Annotated in this window: 19 protein-coding genes; 7 read left to right on the top strand and 12 right to left on the bottom strand. The window is 71.9% G+C overall.

Annotated features, from left to right (window positions below; all coding sequences use genetic code 11):
• The 4 genes from BFF77_RS15780 to BFF77_RS15765 form a co-directional block, all read left to right on the top strand.
• A partial coding sequence (locus tag BFF77_RS15780) for a YhfT family protein (protein WP_281196501.1) occupies positions 1 to 797 on the top strand: 797 nt, incomplete at its 5' end.
• A 112-nt stretch (positions 798 to 909) separates the two neighbouring features.
• Positions 910 to 2070: a phosphotriesterase family protein gene (locus BFF77_RS15775; RefSeq protein WP_079125195.1), complete on the top strand. Its 1161-nt coding sequence runs from the start codon at positions 910 to 912 to the stop codon at positions 2068 to 2070.
• A 1-nt stretch (position 2071) separates the two neighbouring features.
• The gene (locus tag BFF77_RS15770) at positions 2072 to 3190 is read left to right on the top strand and encodes an aminotransferase class V-fold PLP-dependent enzyme (protein WP_066949523.1); all 1119 of its coding nucleotides are present in this window, start codon (positions 2072 to 2074) and stop codon (positions 3188 to 3190) included.
• Positions 3191 to 3192: 2 nt separating this feature from the next.
• Positions 3193 to 4356 (top strand): alanine racemase, encoded by a 1164-nt coding sequence (locus BFF77_RS15765; protein WP_066949520.1) that lies wholly within the window; start codon positions 3193 to 3195, stop codon positions 4354 to 4356.
• Between the two features lie 129 nt (positions 4357 to 4485).
• Here the strand turns inward: BFF77_RS15765 and ffh are convergent, their stop codons facing one another.
• The 5 genes from ffh to nsdA form a co-directional block, all read right to left on the bottom strand.
• Entirely contained in the window at positions 4486 to 6045 is a 1560-nt protein-coding gene (gene ffh, locus BFF77_RS15760; RefSeq protein WP_066949517.1) for a signal recognition particle protein, read from the bottom strand.
• 301 nt (positions 6046 to 6346) lie between these two features.
• Positions 6347 to 8815, bottom strand: coding sequence for a [protein-PII] uridylyltransferase (locus BFF77_RS15755; protein WP_066949514.1), 2469 nt, complete (start codon positions 8813 to 8815; stop codon positions 6347 to 6349).
• A 148-nt stretch (positions 8816 to 8963) separates the two neighbouring features.
• Positions 8964 to 9302 (bottom strand): P-II family nitrogen regulator, encoded by a 339-nt coding sequence (locus BFF77_RS15750; protein WP_046499635.1) that lies wholly within the window; start codon positions 9300 to 9302, stop codon positions 8964 to 8966.
• Positions 9299 to 10585 carry an ammonium transporter gene (locus tag BFF77_RS15745; protein ID WP_066949511.1) on the bottom strand — a complete coding sequence of 429 codons (1287 nt, stop codon included), beginning with the start codon at positions 10583 to 10585 and terminating at the stop codon, positions 9299 to 9301. The genes BFF77_RS15750 and BFF77_RS15745 overlap by 4 nt, the downstream gene beginning before the upstream one ends.
• Positions 10586 to 10896: 311 nt before the next feature.
• The gene (gene nsdA, locus BFF77_RS15740; protein ID WP_066949508.1) at positions 10897 to 12375 is read right to left on the bottom strand and encodes a transcriptional repressor NsdA; all 1479 of its coding nucleotides are present in this window, start codon (positions 12373 to 12375) and stop codon (positions 10897 to 10899) included.
• 427 nt (positions 12376 to 12802) lie between these two features.
• Here nsdA and BFF77_RS15735 point away from each other — a divergent pair, with 427 nt between their 5' ends.
• Positions 12803 to 13459, top strand: a complete 657-nt coding sequence (locus BFF77_RS15735) for a bifunctional DNA primase/polymerase (protein ID WP_066949506.1) — start codon at positions 12803 to 12805, stop codon at positions 13457 to 13459.
• Positions 13460 to 13549: 90 nt separating this feature from the next.
• Here the strand turns inward: BFF77_RS15735 and ftsY are convergent, their stop codons facing one another.
• The 5 genes from ftsY to BFF77_RS15710 all read right to left on the bottom strand — a co-directional run bounded on the left by ftsY (position 13550) and on the right by BFF77_RS15710 (position 21541).
• Positions 13550 to 14764: a signal recognition particle-docking protein FtsY gene (ftsY, locus tag BFF77_RS15730; protein ID WP_066949504.1), complete on the bottom strand. Its 1215-nt coding sequence runs from the start codon at positions 14762 to 14764 to the stop codon at positions 13550 to 13552.
• Positions 14765 to 14843: 79 nt separating this feature from the next.
• Positions 14844 to 16265, bottom strand: a complete 1422-nt coding sequence (locus BFF77_RS15725) for a sugar porter family MFS transporter (protein WP_066949501.1) — start codon at positions 16263 to 16265, stop codon at positions 14844 to 14846.
• A gap of 242 nt (positions 16266 to 16507) precedes the next feature.
• Positions 16508 to 20434, bottom strand: coding sequence for an AAA family ATPase (locus BFF77_RS15720; protein ID WP_066949498.1), 3927 nt, complete (start codon positions 20432 to 20434; stop codon positions 16508 to 16510).
• Between the two features lie 200 nt (positions 20435 to 20634).
• Positions 20635 to 20853: a hypothetical protein gene (locus tag BFF77_RS15715; protein WP_046496132.1), complete on the bottom strand. Its 219-nt coding sequence runs from the start codon at positions 20851 to 20853 to the stop codon at positions 20635 to 20637.
• 382 nt (positions 20854 to 21235) lie between these two features.
• Complete coding sequence (locus BFF77_RS15710) at positions 21236 to 21541, bottom strand: acylphosphatase (protein ID WP_079125194.1); 306 nt, start codon at positions 21539 to 21541, stop codon at positions 21236 to 21238.
• Positions 21542 to 21676: 135 nt separating this feature from the next.
• Between BFF77_RS15710 and BFF77_RS15705 the strand changes: the two genes are divergently transcribed.
• Both BFF77_RS15705 and BFF77_RS15700 read left to right on the top strand, forming a co-directional pair.
• The gene (locus BFF77_RS15705) at positions 21677 to 22600 is read left to right on the top strand and encodes a CAP domain-containing protein (protein WP_066949492.1); all 924 of its coding nucleotides are present in this window, start codon (positions 21677 to 21679) and stop codon (positions 22598 to 22600) included.
• Positions 22601 to 22694: 94 nt separating this feature from the next.
• Positions 22695 to 23144 (top strand): winged helix-turn-helix transcriptional regulator, encoded by a 450-nt coding sequence (locus BFF77_RS15700; RefSeq protein WP_079125193.1) that lies wholly within the window; start codon positions 22695 to 22697, stop codon positions 23142 to 23144.
• Here BFF77_RS15700 and mutM read toward each other — a convergent pair.
• Complete coding sequence (mutM, locus tag BFF77_RS15695; RefSeq protein WP_066949489.1) at positions 23117 to 23977, bottom strand: bifunctional DNA-formamidopyrimidine glycosylase/DNA-(apurinic or apyrimidinic site) lyase; 861 nt, start codon at positions 23975 to 23977, stop codon at positions 23117 to 23119. The two genes, BFF77_RS15700 and mutM, sit on opposite strands and share 28 nt — an antisense overlap.
• Before the next feature lie 155 nt (positions 23978 to 24132).
• Positions 24133 to 25140, bottom strand: a complete 1008-nt coding sequence (gene rnc, locus BFF77_RS15690; RefSeq protein WP_079125192.1) for a ribonuclease III — start codon at positions 25138 to 25140, stop codon at positions 24133 to 24135.
• Between the last annotated feature and the right edge of the window lie 16 nt (positions 25141 to 25156).

The following is a 25156-nucleotide window of genomic DNA, read 5'->3' as shown; positions in this document are numbered from 1 at the left end:
CGGCGGCCATGGCCGCCGGTGTGCTGCTGCTCATCGGCTTCGCGGTCAGGAAGGACCTGGTCCGGCGGTCGGTGGAGCGGGCCACCGCCGGCGCGGCCGGGGAGCGGACCTCCGGTACCGGACAGGCGGACCAGGCGGACCAGGCGGGCGCGGACGATCCCATGGCCTCCCTGTTCCGTTCCAGCGCACTGCGGCTGCGCCGCCATCTGCCGCTGTTCATGGTGCTGGGCGCCGGAGTCTGTGTCCTGGCGCAGACGCACAGGTTCGGCGGAGGCGAGGCCACCAGCTTTCTGATCGCCAAGGGCCAGTACGGCGAGGCGGCCCAGGTCGACTTCTACCGGGCCCTCGGCTTCGTCCCGCTGATCGCGACGACCGCGCTCGCCTCCGGCGCGTACGGCATCGCCGGCTTCACGCTCGTCTGTCCCATCGGCTACCTGCTGCCGAACCCGCTGCTCGCGGCGGTCGTCGGTGCCGTTGTCCTCGCCCTCGAAGTGCTGGCCCTGTCCTCCCTGGGCGAGGTCCTCGGCAGGCTGCCGAGCGTCCGGGACTCCTCCGAGCATCTGCGTGCCGCGATCACCGAGACGCTGGGGCCGGCGATCCTCTTCGGCTCCCTGCTCGCGGCCCATGTCATGGGCGGCGGTCTCGGCATCCTCGTCGTGGGCGGGCTCCATCTCCTGAACGAGGCGATGGGCAGACCCGTGGTGCGGATGGCGGCGGCACCCGCGGCGGTCCTGGCCGGCGGGGTCCTGCTCAACGTCCTCCACCGGCTCGATCTGTTCACACCGCTGAAGGGCTGACACCCGGGCCATGGCCCGGCCGGCCCTTCCATCCTCCGATCCGTCCGATCCAGGCCCGTCCCGACCGGGCGCGCCGGAAAGGCACCCGCACCACCGGAAAGGCACCCGCACCATGCGACAGCGCCCCGGGGCACCTGCGCCTCCCCCGGCCCCCCACACCCCTGACCGGCTGCTCACCGTCGCCGGGCCGCTGCCCGTCTCCGCCGTCCACGGCCCGGCACTCGCCCATGAACACCTCGTGCTCGACCTCGACCGGGCGGGCGACGGCGCCGCCGTCCTGGACGCCACGCGCCACCGGGCGGCCGTCACCGCGGAACTGACCGCTCTGCGTGCCGAGTTCGGGCTCGGCCTGGTCATCGAGCTGACGTGCCGGGGCATGGGCCGCGATCCGCGCGCGCTGGCCCGTATCGCCGAGGAGTCCGGCGTCGCAGTCGTCGCGGCCACGGGCTGGTACTACGAACCGTTCCACCCGGACGAGATCCGTGGCGCGAGCGTCGAGGAGCTCACGGAGACACTGGTCCGGGAGATCACCGACGGATTCACCACCGAGCTCACCGAGCCCACCGACGAGGTCGCGGACGGTTTCACGGACGGACCCGACCATGGGAGCGGCCACGGACTTGGCCACGGACTCGGTCGCGAGGCCGATGGGGCCCGGATCAGACCCGGTGTCCTCGGTGAGATCGGCAGCCACGGCGACCACCCGAGCGAGCCCGAGACCCGCGCGCTCCTCGCCTCCGCCCATGCCGCCCTCGCCACCGGTCTCTCCGTCGCCACCCACGCCCGGCTCGGCCGCGGCGCGCTCGCCCAGCTCGATCTGCTCACCGGTACGGGCCTGCCACCGCACCGGATCTCCCTCGGCCACCAGGATCTGCTCGACGCCCCCGCGGTCCACCGTGAACTGGCCGCGAGCGGCGCGTATGTGGCGTTCGACACCGTCGGCAAGGAGCGCTACCGGAGCGACGACACCCGGCTGCGGCTGCTGCTGGCGCTGCTGGAGGCCGGGCACGCGGACCGGATCCTGCTCAGCGGTGACATCTCACGCCACGGCTGTCTGGAGTCGGAGGGCGGCCAGGGGTACGGGCATCTCTTCCGCTCCTTCCTGCCGAGGGCCCGCGCGGCGGGCGTGGACGACTCGCTGATCGACCTCATGACGCGCCGGAACCCGGTGCGCTTTCTGACCGGCACGGCCACAACCACAAGCACAAGCACAACCACGAGCACGAGCACAGCCACACGCACACGCACCGGCACCCGCGCGGAGGAGATCTGAGATGTCCCCACAGCTGCCCCCGGTCCAGCTTCCTTCCACCTTCCCGCTGCCGACGGTGTCGCTGGAGGACGCGGTCCGGCTCCAGTACCGGCTGCTGGAGTGCGTCGCCGCCCACTTCGAGGGCCCTCAGCTCTTCGAGGCCGACACCGGAGTCGTACCGGGCCTCGGCCGGCCTCGTACCACCGCGCGCGTCGAGGCCGTACTCGCCGATCACTTCGGCGCCGAGGACGCCGCGCTCGTCCAGGGCGCGGGAACGGGCGCCGTCCGGGCCGCGCTCCAGGCCGCCGTCACTCCCGGCGCGCCGCTGCTGATCCACCGCGCGCCCGTCTACAGGACGACCGCCGTCACACTGCGCGGACTCGGTGTCCGCACCACGGAGGCCGATTTCAACGACCCGACGGAGCTGCGGAAGGCCCTGGAGTCCGGTGCGTTCGGCTGGGCGTACGTCCAGCACAGCAGACAGCGGCTCGCCGACTCCTACGGGCCGGGCGAGATCCTCGCGCTCTGCCGGGCCGCCGGAGTCCGTACCGTCATGGACGACAACTACGCGGTGATGCGCGTCCCGGCCTCCGGAGCCGAACTGGGCGCGGACGCCTCCTGCTTCTCCCTCTTCAAGCTGCACGGCCCCGAGGGCGTCGGCGCCGTCGTCGGCGCCCGCGATCTCATCACGCGCGTGCGCGCCGACAACTACTCGGGCGGCGGCCAGGTCCAGGGCCACCAGGCGCTCGACGCCCTGCGCGCCCTCACCCATGTCCCCGTCATGTGGGCGCTCCAGTCCCAGGTGGGCGAGGAGGCCGCGGCCCGGCTCACCGCCGGTGAGGTGCCCGGTGTCGCGGAGGTACGGATCGCCAACGCCCAGGACCGCTGTCTGCTGGTACGGCTCGACCGGCCGGTGGCGCGTGAACTGCCCGCCGTCGCCGCCCGGCACGGCGCGGCGCCCTACCCCGTGGGCTCCGACTCACGCTACGAGATCGCGCCGCTCGTCCACCGGCTCTCCGCCTCGTCGCTGGAGGACGCTCCCGAACTCGCCGACTGGACCGTACGGATCAACCCCATGCGGGCCGGCGCCGATCTCGTCCTGGAGATCCTGCGCCGTTCGCTGCGCGAGCTGAGGGGCTGACCGTGTTCCTGGACACCGTCCTCACCCGTAACCCGGGGCTCGTCGACGGGGCGACCGCGCTGCACCGGTCGGGGGCGATCCCGCCCGACACGTATGTCATCGACGCCGACGCCGTCGAGGCCAACGCGGCGCTGCTGGCCGCCGGGGCCGAACGGCTCGGTCTCTCGCTCTGGTTCGTCGTCAAGCAGCTCGGCCGCGGTCCGGCGCTGATCCGGGCGATCGCCCGGCACATCCCGCGCTTCGCCGCGATCGATCCGTCCGAGGCGCGGATCCTGTACGCCTGCGGCGCGCGGGCGGGCAACCTCGGCCATCTCGTACAGATCCCGCACCGCGCGCTCCCGGAGCTGCTGGCGCGGCGGCCCGAGGCCGTGACCGTCTTCGACCTCGCCAACGCACGGGCCGTCTCGGACGCCGCCCGTGCACTGGGCTTCGTCCAGGACGTGTTCGTACGGATCGAGGGCGCCCCGGGATCGGTCCATCCCGGTCAGGAGGGCGGTGTGCCGCTCGACGCCGTGGACGGCTTCGCCGCCGCCGCGGAGAAGCTCGCGGGCATCAGGATCGCGGGCGTCACCGCGTTCCCGTGCGTGCTCTGCCATCCGGTGACGGGCGTTCCTGTCCCGACCGCCGGCTTCGAACGGGCCCTCAAGGCGCGGGAGTCGCTCGCCGCGCGCGGCCACGCGGGGCTGAAGCTCAGCGCGCCCGGCGCCACCTCCATGGCGAGTCTGCCGCTGCTGGCGGAGCTGGGCGCCACCCATGGCGAGCCGGGCCACTGTCTGAGCGGCACCACTCCGCTGCACGCGATCGATCCCGACCAGCCGGAACGGCCCGCCTACGTCTATGTCAGCGAGGTCGCGCACACCCTCGCGGACGGCCGGCCCGCGCTCCGCGGCGGCGGCTTCTACCCGCGCGCGGACATCCGGGACGCCCTGCTCCCGCGCGCCGGGGTGCGCCTCGCGGTACAGGACGCGCCCGCCGAGAACATCGACTACTACCGGCTGCTGGCTGCGCCCGCCTCGCGCGGATTGGTCCGGGCCGGCGACACCGCCGTACTCGCCTTCCGTACCCAGATCTTCGTCACCCGCTCGACCGTCGCGGTCCTATCCGGTCTCTCGGCCGGTGAGCCCCGGCTGACCGGCCTGTACGACAGCCGGGGCCGGGCCCTGTGAGGCGCCGCCAGGAGCGGGCCGCCACAGCAGGACCGCCCGTCCTCGTCCTCGCCCCGCCCTCGGCGGATTCGGGACCGGCGCCGTGCCGGAGGCCGGAGACCCGCGGCCCGGTCCGTCCGGTGAACCCGCTCAGCCCATGAACTTCTTGAACTCGTCGGGCAGTTCGAAGTTCTTGTCCTGATCACCGGCCGGCAGACCGAACGCACCGCCCGGCTGCGCCGCGGCCTCCTCGCGCCGCGCGACCGCGGCCTGCTCCTCGGCCTTCCGCTTCATCGGGTTGCCGGACCGCTGCTTGCCCTTGGCCTGCTTCTGCTTCTTCTTCGTACGGCCGGGCCCGCCGCCCATCCCGGGCATGCCCGGCATCCCCGGCATTCCGCCGCCCTGCGCCATCCTCGACATCATCTTGCGGGCCTCGAAGAACCGCTCCACCAGGTTCTTCACCGCGCTGACCTCGACTCCGGAGCCCCGTGCGATACGGGCCCGGCGCGAGCCGTTGATGATGACCGGGTCGTTGCGCTCGCCCGGGGTCATCGACTTGATGATCGCGGCCGTGCGGTCCACGTCCCGCTCGTCGATGTTGTTGATCTGGTCCTTGATCTGCCCCATACCGGGCAGCATCCCGAGCAGCTTGCTGATGCTGCCCATCTTCCTGACCTGTTCCATCTGCGCCAGGAAGTCGTCCAGCGTGAAGTCCTTGCCGCCCTTGCTGCTCGCCAGCTTGGAGGCCATCTTCTCGGCCTCGGCCTGGCTGAACGTCTTCTCCGCCTGCTCGATCAGGGTGAGCAGATCACCCATGTCGAGGATGCGGGACGCCATACGGTCCGGGTGGAAGGCGTCGAAGTCCTCCAGCTTCTCGCCGTTGGACGCGAACATGATCTGCTTGCCGGTGACATGCGCGACGGAGAGGGCCGCGCCGCCCCGGGCGTCGCCGTCCAGCTTGGAGAGCACGACACCGTCGAAGCCGACGCCGTCGCGGAATGCCTCGGCGGTGTTGACGGCGTCCTGGCCGATCATCGCGTCGACCACGAAGAGCGTCTCGTCGGGGCTGACGGCGTCGCGGATGTCCGCGGCCTGCTTCATCATCTCCTGGTCGATACCGAGGCGGCCCGCGGTGTCGACGACGACGACGTCGTACTGCTTGGTCTTCGCGTAGTCGATGGAGTCCCTGGCGACCTTGACCGGATCGCCGACACCGTTGCCCGGCTCCGGCGCGTACACCGCGACGCCCGCGCGGTCGGCGACGACGGCGAGCTGGTTCACGGCGTTGGGGCGCTGGAGGTCACAGGCGACGAGCAGCGGGGTGTGGCCCTGGCCCTTGAGCCAGAGGCCGAGCTTTCCGGCCAGCGTGGTCTTTCCGGCGCCCTGGAGACCCGCGAGCATGATCACGGTCGGCGGCTGCTTGGCGAAGCGCAGGACCCGGGTCTCACCGCCGAGGATGCCGACCAGTTCCTCATTGACGATCTTGAGGATCTGCTGGCTGGGATTGAGCGCCCGGGAGACCTCGGCGCCGCGGGCCCGCTCCTTGAGATTCGCGGTGAAGGCGCGGACGACGGGCAGCGCGACATCCGCTTCGAGGAGCGCGATACGGATCTCGCGCGCGGTGGCGTCGATGTCCGCCTCGGACAGTCGCCCCTTGCCGCGGAGGTTCTTGAACGTCGCTGAGAGGCGGTCGGAGAGAGTGTCGAACACGGTGGTCGCGGATCCTCAGGTCGGGAGCGGATGAGGGGGCCGTCCCCGCGCGGTGAAGGACAGACCGTCCCCCAGGGTATCCGGCCGCGTGCGGTGAGGTCTGCCCCGCGGCGGGCACGGCCGTACGGGTGGCACGCTCCACCGTACGGCCGGTGCCCCGGTGTCCGCCGTGACGAGCCGGGCGGTACGGGCGGCGTCCGCCGTGACAGGCCTGCCGCTACGAGCCCCGCGGCACGGCCCCGGCGGCACGCCGTCCCGGGCGTCGGCCCGGTGTCCGGAGCGTCGGCCCGCTGTCCGGGCGTCAGCTCAGGGCCGCCTCCAGTCCCTTCGCCAGGGCCACCGCGTCCGCCTCCGGGAGCGGGGAGCCGTCCGCGCGCGTGACATAGACCGTGTCCACCGCGTTCGCCCCCAGCGTCGAGACATGGGCGCTGCGCACCCGTACCGCCGCCTCCTCCAGGGCGCGCCCGATCCGGTGCAGCAGCCCCGGCGCGTCCTGGGCACGGACCTCGATGACCGTGGCGAGCTGCGAGGCGGTCGGCGCGACCGTCACCCGTGGCGGCGGCGCCTGCACACCGCGACGGCGCGGATAGGCCGCCTCCCGCTCGGCGAGCCTGGCGGGAATGTCCAGCGAGCCGTCCAGGGCCCGTACGAGATCGGCGCGGAGCCGCACGGCCTGCGGAAGCGAGCCGTACTCGGCCGCGACGCGCCAGCTCAGCAGCAGCACCTCCGTGGTGCCGCCGGGGCCGCTGGTCCCGCCCAGTTCCGTGGGCAGTTCGATGGCGCGCAGATCGGCGGCCCGTACGGTGAGCCGGTGCAGGGCCAGCACTCCGGCCGCCGCGGGCAGGACGCCCGGCTGGTCGGGCAGGGCGATGAGCAGTTCGACGCCGACGGGCTCCGGCGTGCCGTCCTCCTCCTGCCTGGTCTCGGCCTGGGCGCGCAGCGCGAGCACCGGATCACCGGTGCGCAGCGCCTCCACGGCCAGCCGTTCCTGTTCGGCGCTGGGCGCGGTGGGCTCGGGCTCGGCGGGCGTGTCACCCGCGAGGACGGCGGCGACGCGTGCGACGAGGTCGTCGACGAGCGAGGCACGCCAGGACGACCAGGCCGCGGGCCCGGTGGCGAGCGCGTCGGCCTCGGTGAGCGCGTGCAGCAGTTCCAGCGTGCCGGCGGAGCCGATGCGGGCGGCGACCGAGGCGACGGTGGCGGGGTCGTCCAGATCGCGACGGGTCGCGGTGTCGATGAGCAGGAGATGGTGGCGTACGACCGTGGCGATGACGCCCATGTCCTCCTGGTCGAAGCCGATCCGGGCGGCCACGTCCCGGGCGATGACCTCACCGGCCACGGAGTGGTCGCCGGGCCAGCCCTTGCCGATGTCGTGCAGCAGCGCGCAGACGAGCAGCAGGTCGGGACGGCTCACCCGGCGGGTGAGCGAGGAGGCCTGGACGGCGGTCTCCACCAGATGGCGGTCGACGGTCCAGGTGTGGACGGCGTTGCGCTGGGGCCGGCAGCGGACCCGCTCCCAGTCGGGCAGCAGCCGCGTGATCAGGCCCTCGGCTTCGAGCGCCTCCCAGACCGGGACGGTGGACTCACCGGCGCCGAGCAGGGTGACGAGCTCCTCGCGGGCCTCGGCCGGCCAGGGCACCGGCAGCGGTTTCGCGGCGCTGCCGAGCAGCCGAACGGCGTGCAGCGAGATCGGCAGACCGGCCTGGGCGGCTGCGGCGGCCGCCCGCAGGGGCAGTACGGGATCCCGTTCCGGGCGCGCGGCGCGGGCGAGCACGGCCTCGCCGTCCATCTCCACGACACCCTCGGCGAGCGGAGTGCGCTCGGGAGCGGGCTTGCCGCCCAGCATGGCCCGCAGCCGGGGGCGTACGGACCGCGACCGCAGCACCCGGTTGACCTCGCGCCAGGTGACGTCCGAGGCGTACGAGACCGTGCGCGCGGCCTCGTACACCTGCCGGAGCAGGACATCGGCGTCGAGCAGGGCGAGCTCCTCGGCGACGGGATCCTGTTCCTGGAGGGCGAGCCGGTCGGTGGCGCGGCCCGTGGTGAGATGGAGGGCGTCCCGTACGTCGAGGAGCGCGCGGCGGGCGTCGGCGAGACCCTCCCGGGGCGCGTCGGCCAGCCAGGACGCGGCGACGGCGCGCAGCGCGGTGGCGTCGCGCAGGCCGCCCCTGGCCTCCTTGAGGTCGGGCTCCAGCAGGAATCGCAGTTCGCCGTGGCGCTCGGCGCGCTCCCGGCACAGCTCGTCCAGCGCGGGAAGGCGCTTGACGGCGGTGTTGCGCCAGTCGGCGAGGATCGCGGTCCGCACCCCGGTGACCAGGCCCAGATCGCCCGCGACATGCCGGGCGTCGAGGAGTCCGAGCTGCACCTTGAGGTCCTCGGCCGCGGTTCTGCGGGCCTCGGCGGGGGTGCGTACGGAGTGGTCGAGGGCGAGTCCGAGGTCCCAGACCGGATACCAGACCCGGTCGGCGAGGGCGGCGATGGCGCCCGCGGGGGACTTGCCGTCGTGCAGCAGGAGCAGATCGAGGTCGCTGCGCGGTGACAGCTCTCCTCGTCCGTAGCCGCCGACGGCCACGAGGGCTGCGCCGCGCACTCCGGCCTCCTGGGCCGCGGTGGTGAACAGCGCGTTCAGCCAGCTGTCGGTCAGCCGGGCCAGGGCGGCGCGGCGCGGCGGCCCCGGCCGCGTCTTCTCCTGGAGAAGGCGCAGCCGGGCCGCCGCATAGCCGCTGGGTCCCGAGTCTGCCTGTTCGGTCGTCTCTTCGAGGCTCGTCACCCAGTCGTTCCCGTCTCTCGTGCCGCGACCGGCAGTGTTTGCCTGTCTCGGAGTCGCCCGACCGCGTACGGTCCGTCGGCGACGCCGGTCCTCCGCCCCGCGATACCGCACCGATCTTCGCGGGCCCGCGAAGATCGCCGGACAGGGCCTAGAGGGCGTCCGGGCCGCGCTCGCCGGTCCGGACCCGGACCGCCGTTTCGACCGGTACGCTCCACACCTTCCCGTCACCGATCTTGCCGGTGCGGGCGGCCTTCACCACCACGTCGATGAGCTCTTCCGCGTCGTCGTCCTCGACCAGCACCTCTATGCGGATCTTCGGTACGAGGTCGACGGTGTACTCCGCGCCCCGGTAGACCTCGGTGTGACCGCGCTGCCGGCCGTATCCGCTGGCCTCCGTGACCGTGAGCCCGTGGACGCCGAAGGCCTGGAGGGCCTCCTTGATCTCGTCCAGCCTGTGAGGCTTCACGACTGCGGTGATGAGCTTCATGCGTCCACCTTCTTGTTCGTCGCCGCGGCGATACCGTCCTGGTTGGCGGCGGGCACGCTACTACGGCCCGACGGCGACCCTCCCACCGCGCTGTAGTCGTACGCCGTCTCGGCGTGGAAGGCCATGTCGACACCGCTGGTCTCGTCGTCCTCGGAGGCCCGGAAGCCGATGGTGGCGTCGACGATCTTCGCGAGGATCCAGGAGACCACGAAGGAGTACGCCATCACCGAGAACGCACCGACGGCCTGCTTGCCGAGCTGCGAACCGCCGCCGACACCGTCGATCGCGAGGACACCGACGAGCAGGGTGCCGATCACACCGCCGACGAGGTGGACACCGACCACGTCGAGGGAGTCGTCGTAGCCCAGCTTGAACTTGAGGCTGACGGCCCACGAGCAGACCGCACCGGCCACGACACCGATGAGCAGGGCGCCGAAGGGATTGACGGCGGCACCGGAGGGAGTGATGGCGACCAGACCGGCGACGGCACCGGAGGCGGCACCCAGGGTGGTGAACGCGCCGTGGCGGATGCGCTCGTAGATCAGCCAGCCGAGCATCGCGGCGCCGGTGGCGATCTGGGTGTTGAAGGCCATCAGGGCGGCGGTGCCGTTGGCGGCCAGCGCCGAGCCGGCGTTGAAGCCGAACCAGCCGAACCACAGCAGAGCGGCGCCGAGGACGACGAGCGGCAGATTGTGCGGTCGCATCGGGTCCTTCTTGAATCCGATCCGCTTGCCGACGACAAGAACGGCCGCGAGCGCTCCGACACCGGCGTTGATATGGACGGCGGTACCACCGGCGAAGTCGATGACGCCGAGTTTGAAGAGCCATCCGTCGGACTGCCAGACCCAGTGGGCGATCGGGAAGTACACCACGGAGACCCAGAGGGTGATGAACAGCGCCCAGGCGCTGAACTTCACGCGGTCCGCCAGCGCGCCGCTTATCAGCGCGGGCGTGAGCACGGCGAACATCAGCTGGAAGAGCGCGAAGGCGAAGACGGGAATGCCTTCCTTGCCCCCGGTCAGCGTCTCCGCCGAAATGCCCTTCATACCGATGTGGTCGAAGTTGCCCAGGAGCCCGCCGCCGATGTCGTCACCAAAGGTGAGCGAGTACCCGTACAGCACCCACAGCACACTGACGATACCGAGCGAGATCAAGGACATCATGAGCATGTTGAGGGCGCTCTTCACCCGCACCATGCCGCCGTAGAAAAATGCCAGGCCGGGCGTCATCAGCATGACGAGCGCGGCACTGATCAGTACGAATGCGGTATCTGCGCCATTCAAGGCCAGCGTCTCCTCGCGGTCGGAACGGCCCGTGCGGATGCTCAAGGTATGGGCCGACTTGTGCTGAGGAGATTGGCGCAACGCGGTTTCGGTCAGTGCCGCTCGATGTTTCACACCCGTGACGAAGGCTACCTGCGTGTTACGAGCCGGTGAACCGGCGGATCGTCGCGGTGGTCCCGGATACCCTCTGCGGACATCGGAAACCGGCCGCGGCCCCCACCCTGCTGACCTGGCGGCGGGGGAGCCGTGTCGGGCGGTACGGGGTGAGCGCCGCGACCGGGGCTTGATGTCCGGCGCGCGAGCCGGCCGGGTCAGACGGCCTCGGCGGATTCGGGCAGCTGGGCGGTGAGCAGATCCGTGAGATCGGTGACCTCGGCGACGTCGGCGAAGTCCCTGGCCGCGGTGTCCACGGTCTTGCGCAGCCGGGTGTTGACGCGCTCGGAGCGCACCTTGCGTGCCACCTTCAGGGCCTGCTGGGCCAGGGCGGTGGACTGCTCGGGCTCCTTCTTGAGGAGATGGACGGTGGCCATGCCGATCAGGTTCAGCGCGTACGACCGCTGGTGCTCCTCGTCCTTCTCGAACAGGTCGACGGCACGCCGCATCAGCGGTTCGGCGAGGGAGGCGTAGGTGGGGCTGCGGCCCGCCACATAGGCGAGATCGCGGTACGAGTGGGCGTTCTCCGCGTGGAGTTCCGCCTCGGAGAAGAAGCGGATCCAGTCGGGCTCGGGCTCGCCGTCGAACCCGGCGTCGGAGAAGGCGTCCTCGGCCATTCTGGTCGCCCGCTTGCACTTGCCGGGCTGTCCCATGTTTGCGTACGCGCGCGCCTCCATCGCATACAGCATCGCCTGGGTCCGGGGCGTGGCGCAGTCACGGCTGCCGTACTGCGCGAGATGGATCAGCTCCAACGCGTCGTCGGGCCGCCCCAGATGAATCATCTGACGGCTCATCGAGGAAAGGATGTAAGAGCCCAGCGGTTTGTCGCCGGCCTCCTTTGCCGCATGCAGGGCGAGGACGAAGTATTTCTGGGCATTGGGCTGGAGACCGACGTCATAACTCATCCAGCCGGCCAGCTCGGCCAGCTCGGCCGCGCACCGGAACAGCCGCCGCGCGGTGGCCTCGGGCTGCGGCTCCTGGAGGAGATCCGTGACCTCGTGGAGCTGCCCGACCACCGCCTTGCGCCGCAGACCGCCGCCGCACTGCGCGTCCCACTGGCGGAACATCGCGGTGGTCGACTCCAGCAGCTCCAGCTCGGGCCCGGAGAGCTTGGAGGGCCGGTGCGAGGGTACGGACTCGGCCCGCGGCCCGCCCGGATCTCCCGTCGGAACGGGCACCAGCCAGCGCTGCATGGGCTCGACCAGGGACGGGCCCGCGGCGAGCGCCAGCGAGGTGCCGAGAAAACCGCGCCGGGCCAGCATCAGGTCGCTCCGGGAGAACTCGCTGATCAGGGCGACCGTCTGCGGCCCCGCCCAGGGCAGATCGACACCGGAGACCGAAGGCGACTGGTGCGCGGTGCGCAGCCCGAGTTCCTCGATGCCGACAACGGAACCGAAGCGCTCGGAGAAGAGCTCGGAGAGAATACGGGGGATCGGCTCGCGCGGCTGTTCGCCGTCGAGCCAGCGCCGCACGCGCGAGGTGTCCGTGCTGATGTGGTGCGCGCCCATCTGCCGCGCCCTGCGGTTGACCTGACGCGCCAGTTCGCCTTTCGACCAGCCGCTGCGCAGGAACCACGAGCCGAGTTGCCCATTCGGACGCTTGCCGGTATTCGTACCGCCTGCGCCGCTGCCACCCACTGGAACGCCCCCATCCGCTGAAGCCCTGTCGCGCGAACCGGTACCAGAATGCCGTCAATCGTGGCCGGCTGTCCTGAGGTCGCGCCCCTTCGAACAGGAAACCGAGTTGCCCCCGGCATACCCGCGCGTGTGCTTTTCCCCACGGTTCGTGCACTGAAAGTAATCCTACGATCACCCGTCCAGCGAGGGTGATTCCACAAACGCCACCATTCGCCACCCCTTCGAATGAACTCACCTCTCACCGGGCGCGATTGACTTGACACACATGGGTCAGCGGCCCGCGCGGCGTTGTGCGCCGGGGCGTACACATCGGGTCGCACCACCCCAAGTGCCACTTCGCGCCGCCCGGACCGCCTCGGTCACGACGGAGTGTCACGGGCAGACTGCGAGACGTAACCACCGGCGAGTTCAACCCGTTGGAGGGGGCATGGGCTTCACGATCGGCGGCATCCGGGAGATGCGGTCCGGCTCACGGCGCCGCGGCCGGACGACAGAGTGCACCGCGGTGGCGGAGTACACCGGGCTCTGGGGCTGGGACGTCGTTCCCGGTGCGCGGGCCACGGGCGGGGTGTGCTCCTGCGGCTCGGCGCGCTGCGCGTCGCCGGGCGCCCATCCGCTGGACTTCCGCCCCGAGGTGCCGGCGGGCGCCACGCTCGACGAGGTCACCCGGCTCTGGTCGGAGGTGCCGGGCGCGGCGGTGCTGCTCCCGGTGGGCCGCGGCTTCGACATCATCGAGGTGGCGGAGCAGGCGGGCAGCCGCGCGCTGGTACGGCTCGAACGGATGGGGCTGCCGCTGGGCCCGGTCATGGCGACCCCGGCCGGCCGGGCCCACTTCTTCGTCGCGCGGGGCGCCGCGGCCGAGCTGCCCGAGCTGCTCTACCGGATGGGCTGGGACGACGCCGATCTGGATCTGCGCGGTCTGAGTTCGGGCAGCCATGTCATGGCCCCGCCCTCGGAGATGCCGGGTCTGGGACCGGTCCGCTGGCTGCGTCCCCCGTCGCTGGACAACGCGGCCGATCCGCCTCAGGCCCGGCTGCTGCTGGGCACCCTGGCGTACATCTGCCATCGCTCGTCAACACAGTGAAACGCGTCAACGCACGGAAACGCGGGCGGGAGGCGAGGGCCCCTCAGGTGCCCCGGCCTCCCGCTCCCGGTGTGCCGCCGCCGCGAAGGCTCAGTCCCCGATCAGCGCGTCCACGAACGCCCCGGGCTCGAACGGCGCCAGATCGTCCGCGCCCTCGCCCAGTCCCACCAGCTTCACCGGTACGCCCAGCTCCCGCTGCACCGCGATCACGATGCCGCCCTTCGCCGTACCGTCCAGCTTCGTCAGCACGATGCCGGTGATGTCCACGACCTCCGCGAACACCCGCGCCTGCACCAGCCCGTTCTGCCCGGTCGTCGCGTCCAGGACCAGCAGCACCTCGTCCAGCGGCCCGTGCTTCTCCACGACCCGCTTGACCTTGCCCAGCTCGTCCATCAGCCCGGTCTTGGTGTGCAGCCGGCCCGCGGTGTCGATCAGTACGACATCCGCGCCCTCCGCGATGCCCTCCTTGACCGCGTCGAAGGCGACCGACGCGGGATCGCCGCCCTCGGGACCGCGTACCGTACGGGCGCCGACCCGCTCCCCCCAGGTCTGGAGCTGGTCGGCCGCCGCGGCGCGGAAGGTGTCCGCGGCGCCGAGCACCACCGACCGCCCGTCCGCGACCAGCACCCGCGCCAGCTTGCCGGTCGTGGTCGTCTTGCCGGTGCCGTTGACCCCGACGACCATCACCACGGCCGGAGTGTCCAGCGGGCTCTCGGTCCTCACCGCGCGGTCGAGGTCCGTGCCGAGAAGCTGCACGAGCTCCTCCCTGAGCAGGCCGCGCAGCCCCTCTGGCGTACGCGTACCGAGCACCCGTACCCGCTCCCGCAGCCGCTCGACCAGTTCCTGGGTGGGCGCGACACCGACATCGGCGGTCAGGAGGGTGTCCTCGATCTCCTCCCAGGTCTCCTCGTCCAGATGCTCTCGGGACAGCAGCGTCAGCAGTCCCTTGCCGAGCGAGTTCTGCGAGCGCGCGAGCCGGGCGCGCAGCCGGATCAGCCGGCCCGCCGTCGGCTCGGGGATCTCGATCACCGGCGCGAGTGGCTCGGCGACGGGCGGCTCCTCGACGACGACCCGCGTGCCGGCGGAATCGGGGAGGCCGACCTCCTCGATCGTGCGGCGCGACTCGTCGCGCGGTTCCTCCGCCTCGTCGCCGACCTGCGGTTCGGAGGGCGGAGCTGTGGTGGTCGGCGTACTCGACGGTGGCCGGGACGGCAGGCTCTTCCTTCTGCGGCTGCCGACCACGAGCCCGCCGATCGCGACGACCGCGACCAGGGCGATGACTACAACAAGGATGACGAGTTCCATAACGCTCCCAGTATCAGCCACGGCCGGTCCCGGCCCTGGTCCGGCCCACCGGGCCGATCCGTCCGGTCGGCCCGTCCGGTCAGCCCATCTCCTCCAGCGTCCTGCCCTTGGTCTCCCTGACGAACACCAGCATGAACGGGATGGAGAGCACCGCGAAGCAGGTGTAGACGACATACGTGCCCGAGAGATTCCAGTCGGCCAGACTCGGGAAGCTCGCCGTGATCGCCCAGTTGGCGATCCACTGGGCCGCGGCGGCGACACCGAGCGCCGCCGCGCGGATCCGGTTGGGGAACATCTCGCCGAGGAAGACCCAGACGACGACGCCCCAGGAGAGCGCGAAGAAGAGCACGAACACATGGGCCGCGATCAGCGCGACGGTGCCCTCGGTGGCCGGCAGCCTGCCGTCGACGAGAGGAGCGGAGAACGCCCAGGCCTCGAAGGCGAGCGCGAGCGCCATACCGGCCGAACCGGCGAGCGCGAGCGGTTTGCGGCCGACCCGGTCGACCAGCACCATCGCGATCACGGTGCCGACGATGTTCACGATCGACGTCGTGAACGAGTAGAAGAACGAGCCGGACGGATCGACGCCGACCGACTGCCAGAGCGTCGCCGAGTAGTAGAAGGCGACATTGATGCCGACGAGCTGCTGGAACATCGAGAGCCCGATACCCACCCACACGATGGGCAGGAAGAAGAACCGGCCGCCCTTCAGATCCCTGAACCGCGACGTGCGCTCACGGCGCATCGCGTGCTCGATCTCGGCGACCCTGGCGTCGAGGTCGGTGTCCTTGTCCTCGACCTCCGCGAGAACCTCCCTGGCCTGCCGGGTGCGGCCCACGGCGATCAGATAGCGCGGCGACTCGGGGATGGCGAGGGTGAGCATCCCGTACAGCAGCGCGGGCACGACCATCACACCGAGCATCCACTGCCAGGCCTCCAGACCGAGCAGCCGGCCGCGCTGGTCGCCCCCCGCGAGCCGGAGGATGCCGAAGTTCACGAGCTGGGAGACGGCGATACCGACGACGATCGCCGCCTGCTGGAAGGAGCCGAGCCGGCCGCGGTAGGCGGCCGGCGAGACCTCGGCGATGTACGCGGGGCCGATCACCGACGCCATACCGATCGCGAAGCCGCCGGCGATCCGCCAGAACGCGAGGTCGTAGATGTCGAAGGGCAGCGCCGAGCCGACCGCGCTGACGGTGAAGAGGACCGCCGAGATCCGCATGCAGCGGATACGGCCGACGCGGTCGGCGATCCGGCCCGCCGTCGCCGCGCCGATCGCACAGCCGATCAGCGCGACGGCGATGACCTGGGCGAGGGCCGCGGAGCCGATGTCGTACCGGCTGCGGATGGCCTCGACGGCGCCGTTGATCACCGAGCTGTCGTAGCCGAAGAGGAAGCCGCCCATCGCGGCCGACGCCGTGATGAAGACGACATGCCTGAGGTTTTCCGGGTGCGCGGCCCGGCCGCCGGTCGGCGGAGGGAGCTTCGCTGTGCTGGTCACATGGTCTCCTGGGGCCGCCCGGCCGTGCCGCGCCGGGCGTGAGGGTGTGGCAAGCCCTTCCAGTGGGGCACAACTCCCGGCTGCCCACCAGCGGGAGACGGAAACGGTCCGGCCGGGTGCCTGGTCAGGGCCGGCGCGGAGGCGCCACGGCGGCGCGCGAGGCGGGCCGGTACGCGAGGCGGGAGGACACGCCAGGCGGGGGCACGCGGGACGAGGGGACACGCGAGAAGGCGCGCGCGAGGTCAGCGCAGCCGCTGGCTGATCACCTTGGAGACGCCGTCGCCCTGCATCGAGACCCCGTACAGCGCGTCCGCGACCTCCATCGTCCGCTTCTGATGGGTGATCACAATGAGCTGGGAGCTCTCCTGGAGCTCCTGCATGATCCGGATCAGCCGCTGGAGATTGGTGTCGTCCAGCGCCGCCTCGACCTCGTCCATCACATAGAACGGACTCGGCCGCGCCTTGAAGATCGACACGAGCAGCGCCACGGCCGTCAGCGACCGTTCACCGCCCGAGAGCAGGGACAGCCGCTTGACCTTCTTGCCCGGGGGCCTGGCCTCCACATCCACACCGGTGGTGAGCATGTTCTCCGGGTCGGTCAGGATCAGCCGTCCCTCGCCGCCCGGGAAGAGCCGGGAGAAGACGCCCTCGAACTGAACGGCCGTGTCCCGGTAGGCCTCGGTGAAGACCTGCTCGACCCGCTCGTCCACCTGCTTGACCACGAGGAGCAGATCGGCACGGGTCTTCTTGAGGTCTTCGAGCTGCTCGGAGAGGAAGTTGTGCCGCTCCTCCAGTGCCGCGAACTCCTCAAGGGCGAGCGGATTCACCTTGCCGAGCTGCTGATGGGCCCGTTCGGCCGCCTTGAGCCGCTTCTCCTGCTCCGCCCGTACATAGGGCCTCGGCTGGTTGCGCGGATGCCCGGGATCGTCGGGCAGCTCCTCGCCCTCGGCGGGCGGCGAAGGAGGGACCAGCTGATCGGGACCGTACTCGGCGATCAGCCCGGCCGGTTCGACACCCAGCTCCTCCAGCGCCCTGGTCTCCAGCTGCTCGATCCGCAGCCGCTTCTCGGCGCCGAGCACCTCGCCGCGGTGGACCGAGTCGGTGAGCTTGTCCAGCTCGTTCTTGAGGTCGCGGCCCTGGTTCCGCTCGCCGACCAGCTCCCTCTCGCGCTCGGCCTTGGCGGCCTCGGCCGCCACGCGCTCGGCCTCGGCCCTGACGACCGACACCTCCACATGCGCCAGCAGTTGCCTGGCGCCGGCCGCGACCGCGCCGGCCACCTCGGCCTCGTGGCGCAGCCGGGCGCGCCGCTCCTCGGCGCGCGCCCGCGCGGCGCGCTCGGCGCGCGCGCCCCGGTCGAGCGCGTCGGCCCGGCCCGCGAGTCCCTTCACCCGCTCCTCGTGGGTACGGACCTGGAGCCGGGCCTCCATCTCGGTCTGGCGGGCGTTGGCGCCGTCGGCGGCGAGCCGGTCCCGTACGGAGGTGTCGGGCTCCTCCTGCACCGGGGCCTCCTCGGCGACGAGCAGCCGCTCCGCCAGCTCCTCCACCTCCGCGGTGGCGCGCTCCAGCGCGTCCTGGGCCTTGGCGACGGCGGCGGCCGTCCGCTCGGCCTCACCGACGGCGCCACGGGCCTGCCCGGAGAGCCGGCCGAGCCGCCCGGACACGGCGGACTTCTCCCGGTCGGCGGCCCGGCGCCGCTCGCCCAGCTCCTCCACGAGCGCGGCGCACCCGGCGCGCCGGTCGACGGCCCGCCGCTGCTCCTCGGCCAGTTCCCCGCACCGTACGGCCAGCTCCGCCAGCTCGGCGGCGGCCTCGTCCACGGACGCCTGCACCTCCAGCAGACTGGGCGCGCCCGCGGACCCGCCCTGTGCGAAGTGCGCTCCGAGGACATCGCCCTCGGCGGTCACGGCGGTCAGCTCGGGCCGCGCGGCGACAAGGTCCTCGGCCTCTTCGAGCGTGCCGACGACGACGGTGTCCCGTACGAGCCGCCGTACGGCCTCCAGCAGCGCGGCGGGTCCTCGCACGAGGTCGATGACACACGGCCCGCCCGCGGCGAGGGCGGCGCGGGACGCGCTCTCCGTGCCGGTGGCCGGGCCCGTACCGCCGTCGGCCCGACCGGGCGCGCCGGCCGGCGCGGCGGCACGAGGGATCTCGTCCGCGAGACCGCCGCGGGCCGGACCGTCCTCCGCCGGCGGCCCGCCGGACACCCCGCCCGCCTGGGCCGACGCGCCGTCACCGCCAAGAGAGGTCTCGCCCGGCTGGGCGGGAACCCCGGGGTGCGGGCGCGGCCAGGACTCCGGCCCGGCGTCGCCGCGGCCCGGTGCCGCGCCGCCCGCCTGGCCCGGCAGGAGCGCGCCCGTACCACGGGATCCGTCGGCCCGGCCGGGGACCTCGCCGGGCGCCGCCGCCGGTCCGGCCGAGGGGCCGGCCTCGGTCCGCCGGGACGGCGCGCTCGTGCTCGCCAGCAGCAGCGACGCGCGGCCCGCGTCCTGCTCGCGCAGCAGCCGGATCGCCCGCGCCGCCGTCGCGGGATCCGCGACGGCGATCGCGTCGGCGGCGGCGCCGAGGGCCGCGGCCACCGGGATCTCGTAGCCGGAGGTGACGGTGAGCAGTTCGGCGGCCGGGCCGAGCAGTCCGGAGAGCCGGTCGCGGGCCGCGAGCAGGGCGCCGGTGCCGTCCTTGCGGCGCAGCCCGAGGGCGAGCGCGTCATGGCGGGCGGCGACGGCCGCGCGGGTGCGCTCCGCCGTGGTGGCGGCCTCGCGCGCCGCCGTCAGCGCCGCCTCCGCCTCGGCCAGCGCGCCACGCGCCGCCTCGTACCGCCCGGCAAGTTCGTGGTCGTCGGCGTCCAGGCCGTCCACCTCGGCCTTGAGCTGCTCGTACTCCTCCTGTGCGGCGGCGGCGCGCTCCCGTGCCCCGTCGCGGGCCGCCGCGAGCCGGCCGATCTCCGCCTGGGCCGAGGCGGCCCTGCTGCGCGCCGCGTTGACCTGGCCGGTCAGCCGGGCCAGGCCCTCGCGCCGGTCGGCGATCGCCCGCGCGGCGTCCTTCAGCCTGCGCTCCTCCGCGGCCAGCTCGCGCTCCAGCTCGGCGCGGTGCGCGACGGTGTCCTCCCGTGCGTGCTCCGCCGCCTCCAGCGCGGCCTCCAGCTCCGCCTCCTGCTCACGGATCCGGGCGGCCTCGCGCTCCATGTCCTCGGGATCGCGCCCCCGCGGCTCCTCCGTGGGCGCCGCGGTCGCGCTCTTCACCCGGGCGTCGGCCAGCGAGACCGTACCGCGCACCCGCTCCGCGAGCTGGGACAGCTCGTACCAGGTCTGCTGGGCGCGCTGGAGCCGCGGCGCCAGCCGCCGCACCTCCTCCTCCAGCTCCGCCTCCCGCGTGAGCGCCACCCCGAGCCGGCGCTCCGCGTCCTCCTTGCGCTGCTTCAGCTCGGCCTCGTCCGCGATCTCCGTACGGAGTGCCTCGCGCAGCCGCACCAGATCGTCGGCGAGCAGCCGCAGCCGCGCGTCGCGCAGATCGGCCTGTATGACGGCGGCCCTGCGGGCGACCGCGGCCTGCCGCCCGAGCGGTTTGAGCTGGCGGCGCAGTTCGTCGGTGAGGTCCTGCACCCTGGCGAGATTGGCCTGCATCGCGTCCAGCTTCCGCAGCGCCTTCTCCTTGCGCTTGCGGTGCTTGAGCACGCCCGCCGCCTCCTCGATGAAGGCCCGGCGCCCGGTCGGATCGGCGTGCAGGACGGAGTCGAGCTGGCCCTGTCCGACGATGACGTGCATCTCGCGGCCGATACCGGAGTCGGAGAGCAGTTCCTGGATGTCGAGCAGCCGGCAGGTGTCGCCGTTGAGCTGGTACTCACTGCCTCCGTTGCGGAACATGATCCGCGTGATGGTGACTTCCGCGTAGTCGATGGGCAGCGCACCGTCGGAATTGTCGATGGTGAGCGAGACCTCGGCACGCCCGAGCGGCGGCCGGCCGGTCGTCCCGGCGAAGATCACGTCCTCCATCTTGCCGCCGCGCAGCGACTTGGCCCCCTGCTCGCCCATGACCCAGGAGAGCGCGTCCACCACATTGGACTTGCCCGAGCCGTTCGGCCCGACGACACAGGTGATTCCCGGCTCGAAGCGCAGCGTCGTGGCGGAGGCGAAGGATTTGAACCCGCGGAGGGTCATGGCCTTGAGATGCACGCCGCTGGACTCTACCCCCGCCCCGATCGTCCGCTGCCGGTTTCACCGCCGAACGCGCAGGGCACATCAGACGTTAAGAAAGTCGTTGCGAGGCCAACAATCGTTCGTACAGCGGAAGATGGAAAGAAAGAAGGGACGCCGAAGCGTCCCTTGCATATTCTTGCGAGAGTGTTTCTCACCCGACCCCGAGGGGGCTGTCGTCAGGTGAGCGCAGGCTCCGCCTGGTGAACATCGATGTCGATGCCGTCGAGCAGCGACTCTCCAGGGTGCTGTGCGACGGCGGCGTTCAACGCGTCGTTCTCGGACTGGATCCGTACGAGTTCGGATTCGAGGTCCTGGACGCGCTGCTGAAGCCGTCGCATCTCGGCGAGGAGTCGCGGGTCGGAACCGCCGACATAACCGAGAAGCGCCTTTGCCATGATGGATGGTCCTCCACACTGAGTGACCGACCGAATGCGGTGTGGGTCGTGAGGGAAATCGCACCCGCGGTGCCTGGCAGTGCTTGTTCTTCACTGCGGTTCTTTACTGCCAAACAGCTGAGGTGCGCGGGGATTCCAGACTCTCACCAAAAAGTTTGACGGTCAACACGATCACAGCCCGTGCCGACGGGCCGCCCGGGGCACATGGCCGCGGCATACGCGGCACCGGCTCTCCCGCGGCGCCCGGAGGGCAGGGGGATCATCGTTAATCGGGCAGCCTGACACGGTCCGCCGTTCTTGGCAACCACCAGGTCATCGCGGGCTTGGGCAGATGCCCCGGGCAACCGGAGGGGGCGCGGACGGGCTCCTCGGAGCGGGACGCTCAGCGGATCACGAAGCCCTCGTAGCCACCGCGCGGGGTGTCCCATATCTCAGTCACTCCGTCCACCCGCCCGGGAGTGTCGGGCGAACGCAGCCACTCCAGCAGACGGTGGCAATTCTCACGTGGACCCTCGGCGACGACCTGCACCCGCCCGTCGTCCAGATTCACGGCGAAACCGGTGAGCCCGCCGATCTCCAGCGCGTTCGCCCTGGTGAACCAGCGGAATCCCACTCCTTGCACCCGTCCGCGCACCCAGGCCGTCAGCCGTGCGTCCCGTGTCCCGCGCTCCGTCGTGTGTTCTGTCATACGTGTAAGCCAACCAGCCAATTACTCACTAGCCCCGGCGGCCCCAGACGCCATGCCGTACAGTCCCGTCGCAATGAGCCTCACTCGAACGGGTGAGACACGTTGCCGTCGAGAAGCATGAGGAAGGCACAGCAGATGGGACGCCATCGACGCTCCGCCGCACCAGCCGCCGTACCGGCGGCCAGGCCCGCCGCCGAGGAGTACGACGGTACGGCGGCCCGGCACCGGGGCGCTCCGCGCAGGAAGGGACGGGTCGTCGCTCCCATCCGTACGGGCCTGCTGGGCGCCTCCGCGGCGATGGCCGTGGGCGCGGTCGCCGTGGCCTCCGGTCTGCTGCCGGGCGGTGGCGAGTACACCGTGGGCGGCAGCGCTCCCGACGGGCAGATACGCACCGAGGGCGCTCCGGAGCTGGAGGAGCAGGGCGGCGCGTCCGCCGAGCCGACGCGCGAGGCCCCGGCCTCCCCGACCGCGTCGGCCGGACAGCCGAGGTCCGCCTCGAAGCAGGCCTCTCCCGCCGGCGCCGCGAAGACGTCCGCCGTGCCGAAGCAGCGTACGAGGACCACCGCGCCCGCGTCCCCGAAGCCCAAGGCCGAGCCCGAGGAGCAGAGCGCCTCCCCGTTCGTCAGCCTGACTCCGGCGCCCGAGCAGACCACGGAGCGCGCCGTCGAGACACCCGCGGCGCCCACGTCCGCCGCGGTGGCCGTGCTCGGCCTGGTCAACCAGGAGCGCGCGAAGGCCGGATGCGCGCCGGTGCGGGCCGACGCGAGTCTGGGCGCGCTGGCACAGGACTTCAGCGAGGACATGGCGGCGCGCGGCTTCTTCGACCACACCGATCCCGACGGCCGGACGCCCTGGGACCGCGCCGACGCGGCGGGCGTCAAGGGCCTGGGCGGCGAGAACATAGCCCGGGGGCAGGCCACGCCCCAGGCGGTGATGGACTCCTGGATGAACAGCGAGGGCCATCGCGCGAACATATTGAACTGCGACTACACCAGGCTCGGTGTCGGTGTCCACAACGGCTCGGGCGGCCCCTGGTGGACACAGGACTTCGGCTTCTAGAACGGGTCCACCACCTCCGGAGGTCCTGGACCGCCGGTGGCCCCAGCCACTAACCATCGGAAAGCGCCACCTGTCGGGTGGCGCTTTCGGCTGTATGGTGACCGTCATGGACGGTCCCGCCTTCGACGTGTTCTCCCGGCAGTGCCCTTCGCGCTCCACGCTGGAGCACGCGACGGGCCGCTGGGGCGGACTGACGCTCGGCGCCCTGTACGAGAGCGGCTGCCGCTTCAACGAACTGCGGCGGCGCGTCGACGGCGTGAGCGAGAAGATGCTGTCGCAGACCCTGCACGCCCTGGAGCGGGACGGCCTGGTACGCCGGGACGCGCGGCAGGTCAATCCGCCGCGGGTGGACTACGCGCTGACCCCGCTCGGACGGGAGATCGCCGGGCGGCTGCTCGGTCTCATCCGGCTGGTCGAGGAGCGGATGCCCGAGGTGCTCACGGCCCGGGAGCGGTACGACACACCGCGCGAGGGGCCCGACACACCGCACGAACGTGACGACACACCGCCCGAGCGCTACGGAACGGCGCGCGGCGGCCTCTGACAGCGCGGGCAGAAGTAGCTGGAGCGGTTCATCCACGGCCGGCGGCGGATCGGTGTCCCGCAGCGCCGGCACGGCTCGTCCTCCCGCCCGTACACATCCAGCGACCGGTCGAAATAGCCCGATTCACCGTTCACATTGACGTACAGACTGTCGAAGCTGGTGCCGCCGACCGCGAGCGCCGCGCTCATCACGTCCCGTACATGACCGAGCAGCTCGGCGGAGCGCGGCCGGGTGAAGGTGGCCGTGGGCCGTTCGTAGTGGACCTTGGCGCGCCAGAGCGCCTCGTCTGCGTAGATGTTGCCGACGCCGCTGATCAGTGACTGGTCGAGCAGCGCGCGCTTGACCGTGGTACGGCGCAGCCGCAGCGCGGTGTGGAAGTCGTCGTCCACGAAGGCCGGGTCGAGCGGGTCCCTGGCGATGTGCGAGATGACGTCCGGCAGTCCGTCGGAAGTGGTCTCGTGGAGCGAGAGACCGCCGAAGGTCCGCTGGTCGACGAAGCGCAGCTCGGTGCCTTGCGTGTCGGCGAAGCGCACACGGATCCGCAGATGCTTCTCGTCGGGCGCGTCCTCGGGCCGGACGAGAAGCTGGCCGCTCATCCCGAGATGGCCGAGGACGGCGGTGTCGGTGCCGGCGAGCGGCAGCCAGAGGTACTTGCCACGGCGGCGGGCCGTGCCGATGGTGTGTCCCTTGAGACGGGCCGCGAAGTCCTGGGCGCCGGCGAGATGCCGCCGTACCGCGCGCGGGTGCAGCACCTCGGTCTCGGCGACCGTCCTGCCACTCACCCAGCGTTCGAGTCCGCGCCTGACGACTTCGACCTCGGGCAGCTCGGGCACGGGACTCTCCTCCGCGGAAGATCAGGGCGAACAGACGAACAGACGAACAGGCGGACGAACGGACGGCGGGCAGGCGGCCGACGGACCGCCGGAACGGTGGACGCCCCTCACACCGACGGAGGCGGGAGGGGCGTACCGGGAAGGGAGCGGAACGGTCAGGCACCGGCCGGATCGGCGGGTGGCCGCTCCTCCGCTGCCGGAGCAGGGGCGGGTGCGGGGTCGGGTACGGGTTCCACGGTGGACGGGGCCTCGGCGGCCCCTTCACCCTGGCCGGCTTCCCCACCGGCGCCCGCTTCGGCGTCGGTGCCGGCCGCCGTCCCGGCCTCGCTGTCGGCGCGGGCCCTGACCTGGGCCACGGCCTCCGCGTCGGAACCGGTCTCGTCCGGAACGTCCGGAACGTCCACGGCCGTACGCTCCGCCGTCGCCCGCTCCTCCGCCGCGGCCTTGATGGCCCGCCACGCGGACTCCGCCGCCTGCTGCTCCGCCTCCTTCTTGCTGCGGCCGGTGCCGGTGCCGTACGAGACACCACCGACGCGGGCGGCAGCAGTGAAGGTCTTCTCGTGGTCGGGACCCGTTTCCGTGACGAGATACTCGGGAACACCGAGACTCTCCGCCGCGGTCAGCTCCTGGAGACTGGTCTTCCAGTCCAGGCCGGCCCCGAGGTTGGAGGACTTCTCGATGAGCGGGTCGAAGAGCCGGTGCACCAGCTCGGACGCCGCGTCGAGGCCCTGGTCGAGATAGACCGCGCCGATCACCGCTTCAAGGGTGTCGGCGAGGATGGACGCCTTGTCCCGGCCGCCCGTGCCCTCTTCGCCCCGGCCGAGCCGGATGAAGGAGCCGAGTTCGAGGCCGCGGCCCACTTCCGCCAGTGCGCGTGAGTTGACCACCGCGGCCCGCAATTTGGCCAGCTGGCCTTCAGGCAGATCGGGGTGGGTGCGGTACAGCGTGTCCGTGACCACCAGTCCGAGCACCGAATCCCCGAGGAATTCGAGCCGCTCGTTGGTGGGCAGACCGCCGTTCTCGTACGCGTACGAACGGTGGGTCAGCGCACGCACCAGAAGGGCGGTCTCGAGCTGATACCCGAGCCGCCCTTCCAGAAGCGTGTGGGACGAGGCCGAACTGCCATTGTCTGGCTGCTTCTTGTCAGGGGACAGTTCAGACATCGAGCCTCTCACCAGC

The organism is Streptomyces lushanensis, assembly GCF_001700515.1.
GTDB classification, from domain to species: Bacteria; Actinomycetota; Actinomycetes; order Streptomycetales; family Streptomycetaceae; genus Streptomyces; species Streptomyces lushanensis.
The sequence above is the reverse complement of the archived record's forward strand: the minus strand, read 5'-3'. Positions and strand labels throughout refer to the sequence as shown.

Coding starts and splice junctions, on each gene's coding strand:
- BFF77_RS15775 (WP_079125195.1), top strand. CDS start 910: ATGCGACAGCGCCCCGGGGCACCTGCGCCTCCCCCGGCCCCCCACACC.
- BFF77_RS15770 (WP_066949523.1), top strand. CDS start 2,072: ATGTCCCCACAGCTGCCCCCGGTCCAGCTTCCTTCCACCTTCCCGCTG.
- BFF77_RS15750 (WP_046499635.1), bottom strand. CDS start 9,302: ATGAAGCTCATCACCGCAGTCGTGAAGCCTCACAGGCTGGACGAGATC.
- BFF77_RS15735 (WP_066949506.1), top strand. CDS start 12,803: ATGGGCTTCACGATCGGCGGCATCCGGGAGATGCGGTCCGGCTCACGG.
- ftsY (WP_066949504.1), bottom strand. CDS start 14,764: ATGGAACTCGTCATCCTTGTTGTAGTCATCGCCCTGGTCGCGGTCGTC.
- BFF77_RS15715 (WP_046496132.1), bottom strand. CDS start 20,853: ATGGCAAAGGCGCTTCTCGGTTATGTCGGCGGTTCCGACCCGCGACTC.
- BFF77_RS15710 (WP_079125194.1), bottom strand. CDS start 21,541: ATGACAGAACACACGACGGAGCGCGGGACACGGGACGCACGGCTGACG.
- BFF77_RS15705 (WP_066949492.1), top strand. CDS start 21,677: ATGGGACGCCATCGACGCTCCGCCGCACCAGCCGCCGTACCGGCGGCC.
- BFF77_RS15700 (WP_079125193.1), top strand. CDS start 22,695: ATGGTGACCGTCATGGACGGTCCCGCCTTCGACGTGTTCTCCCGGCAG.
- rnc (WP_079125192.1), bottom strand. CDS start 25,140: ATGTCTGAACTGTCCCCTGACAAGAAGCAGCCAGACAATGGCAGTTCG.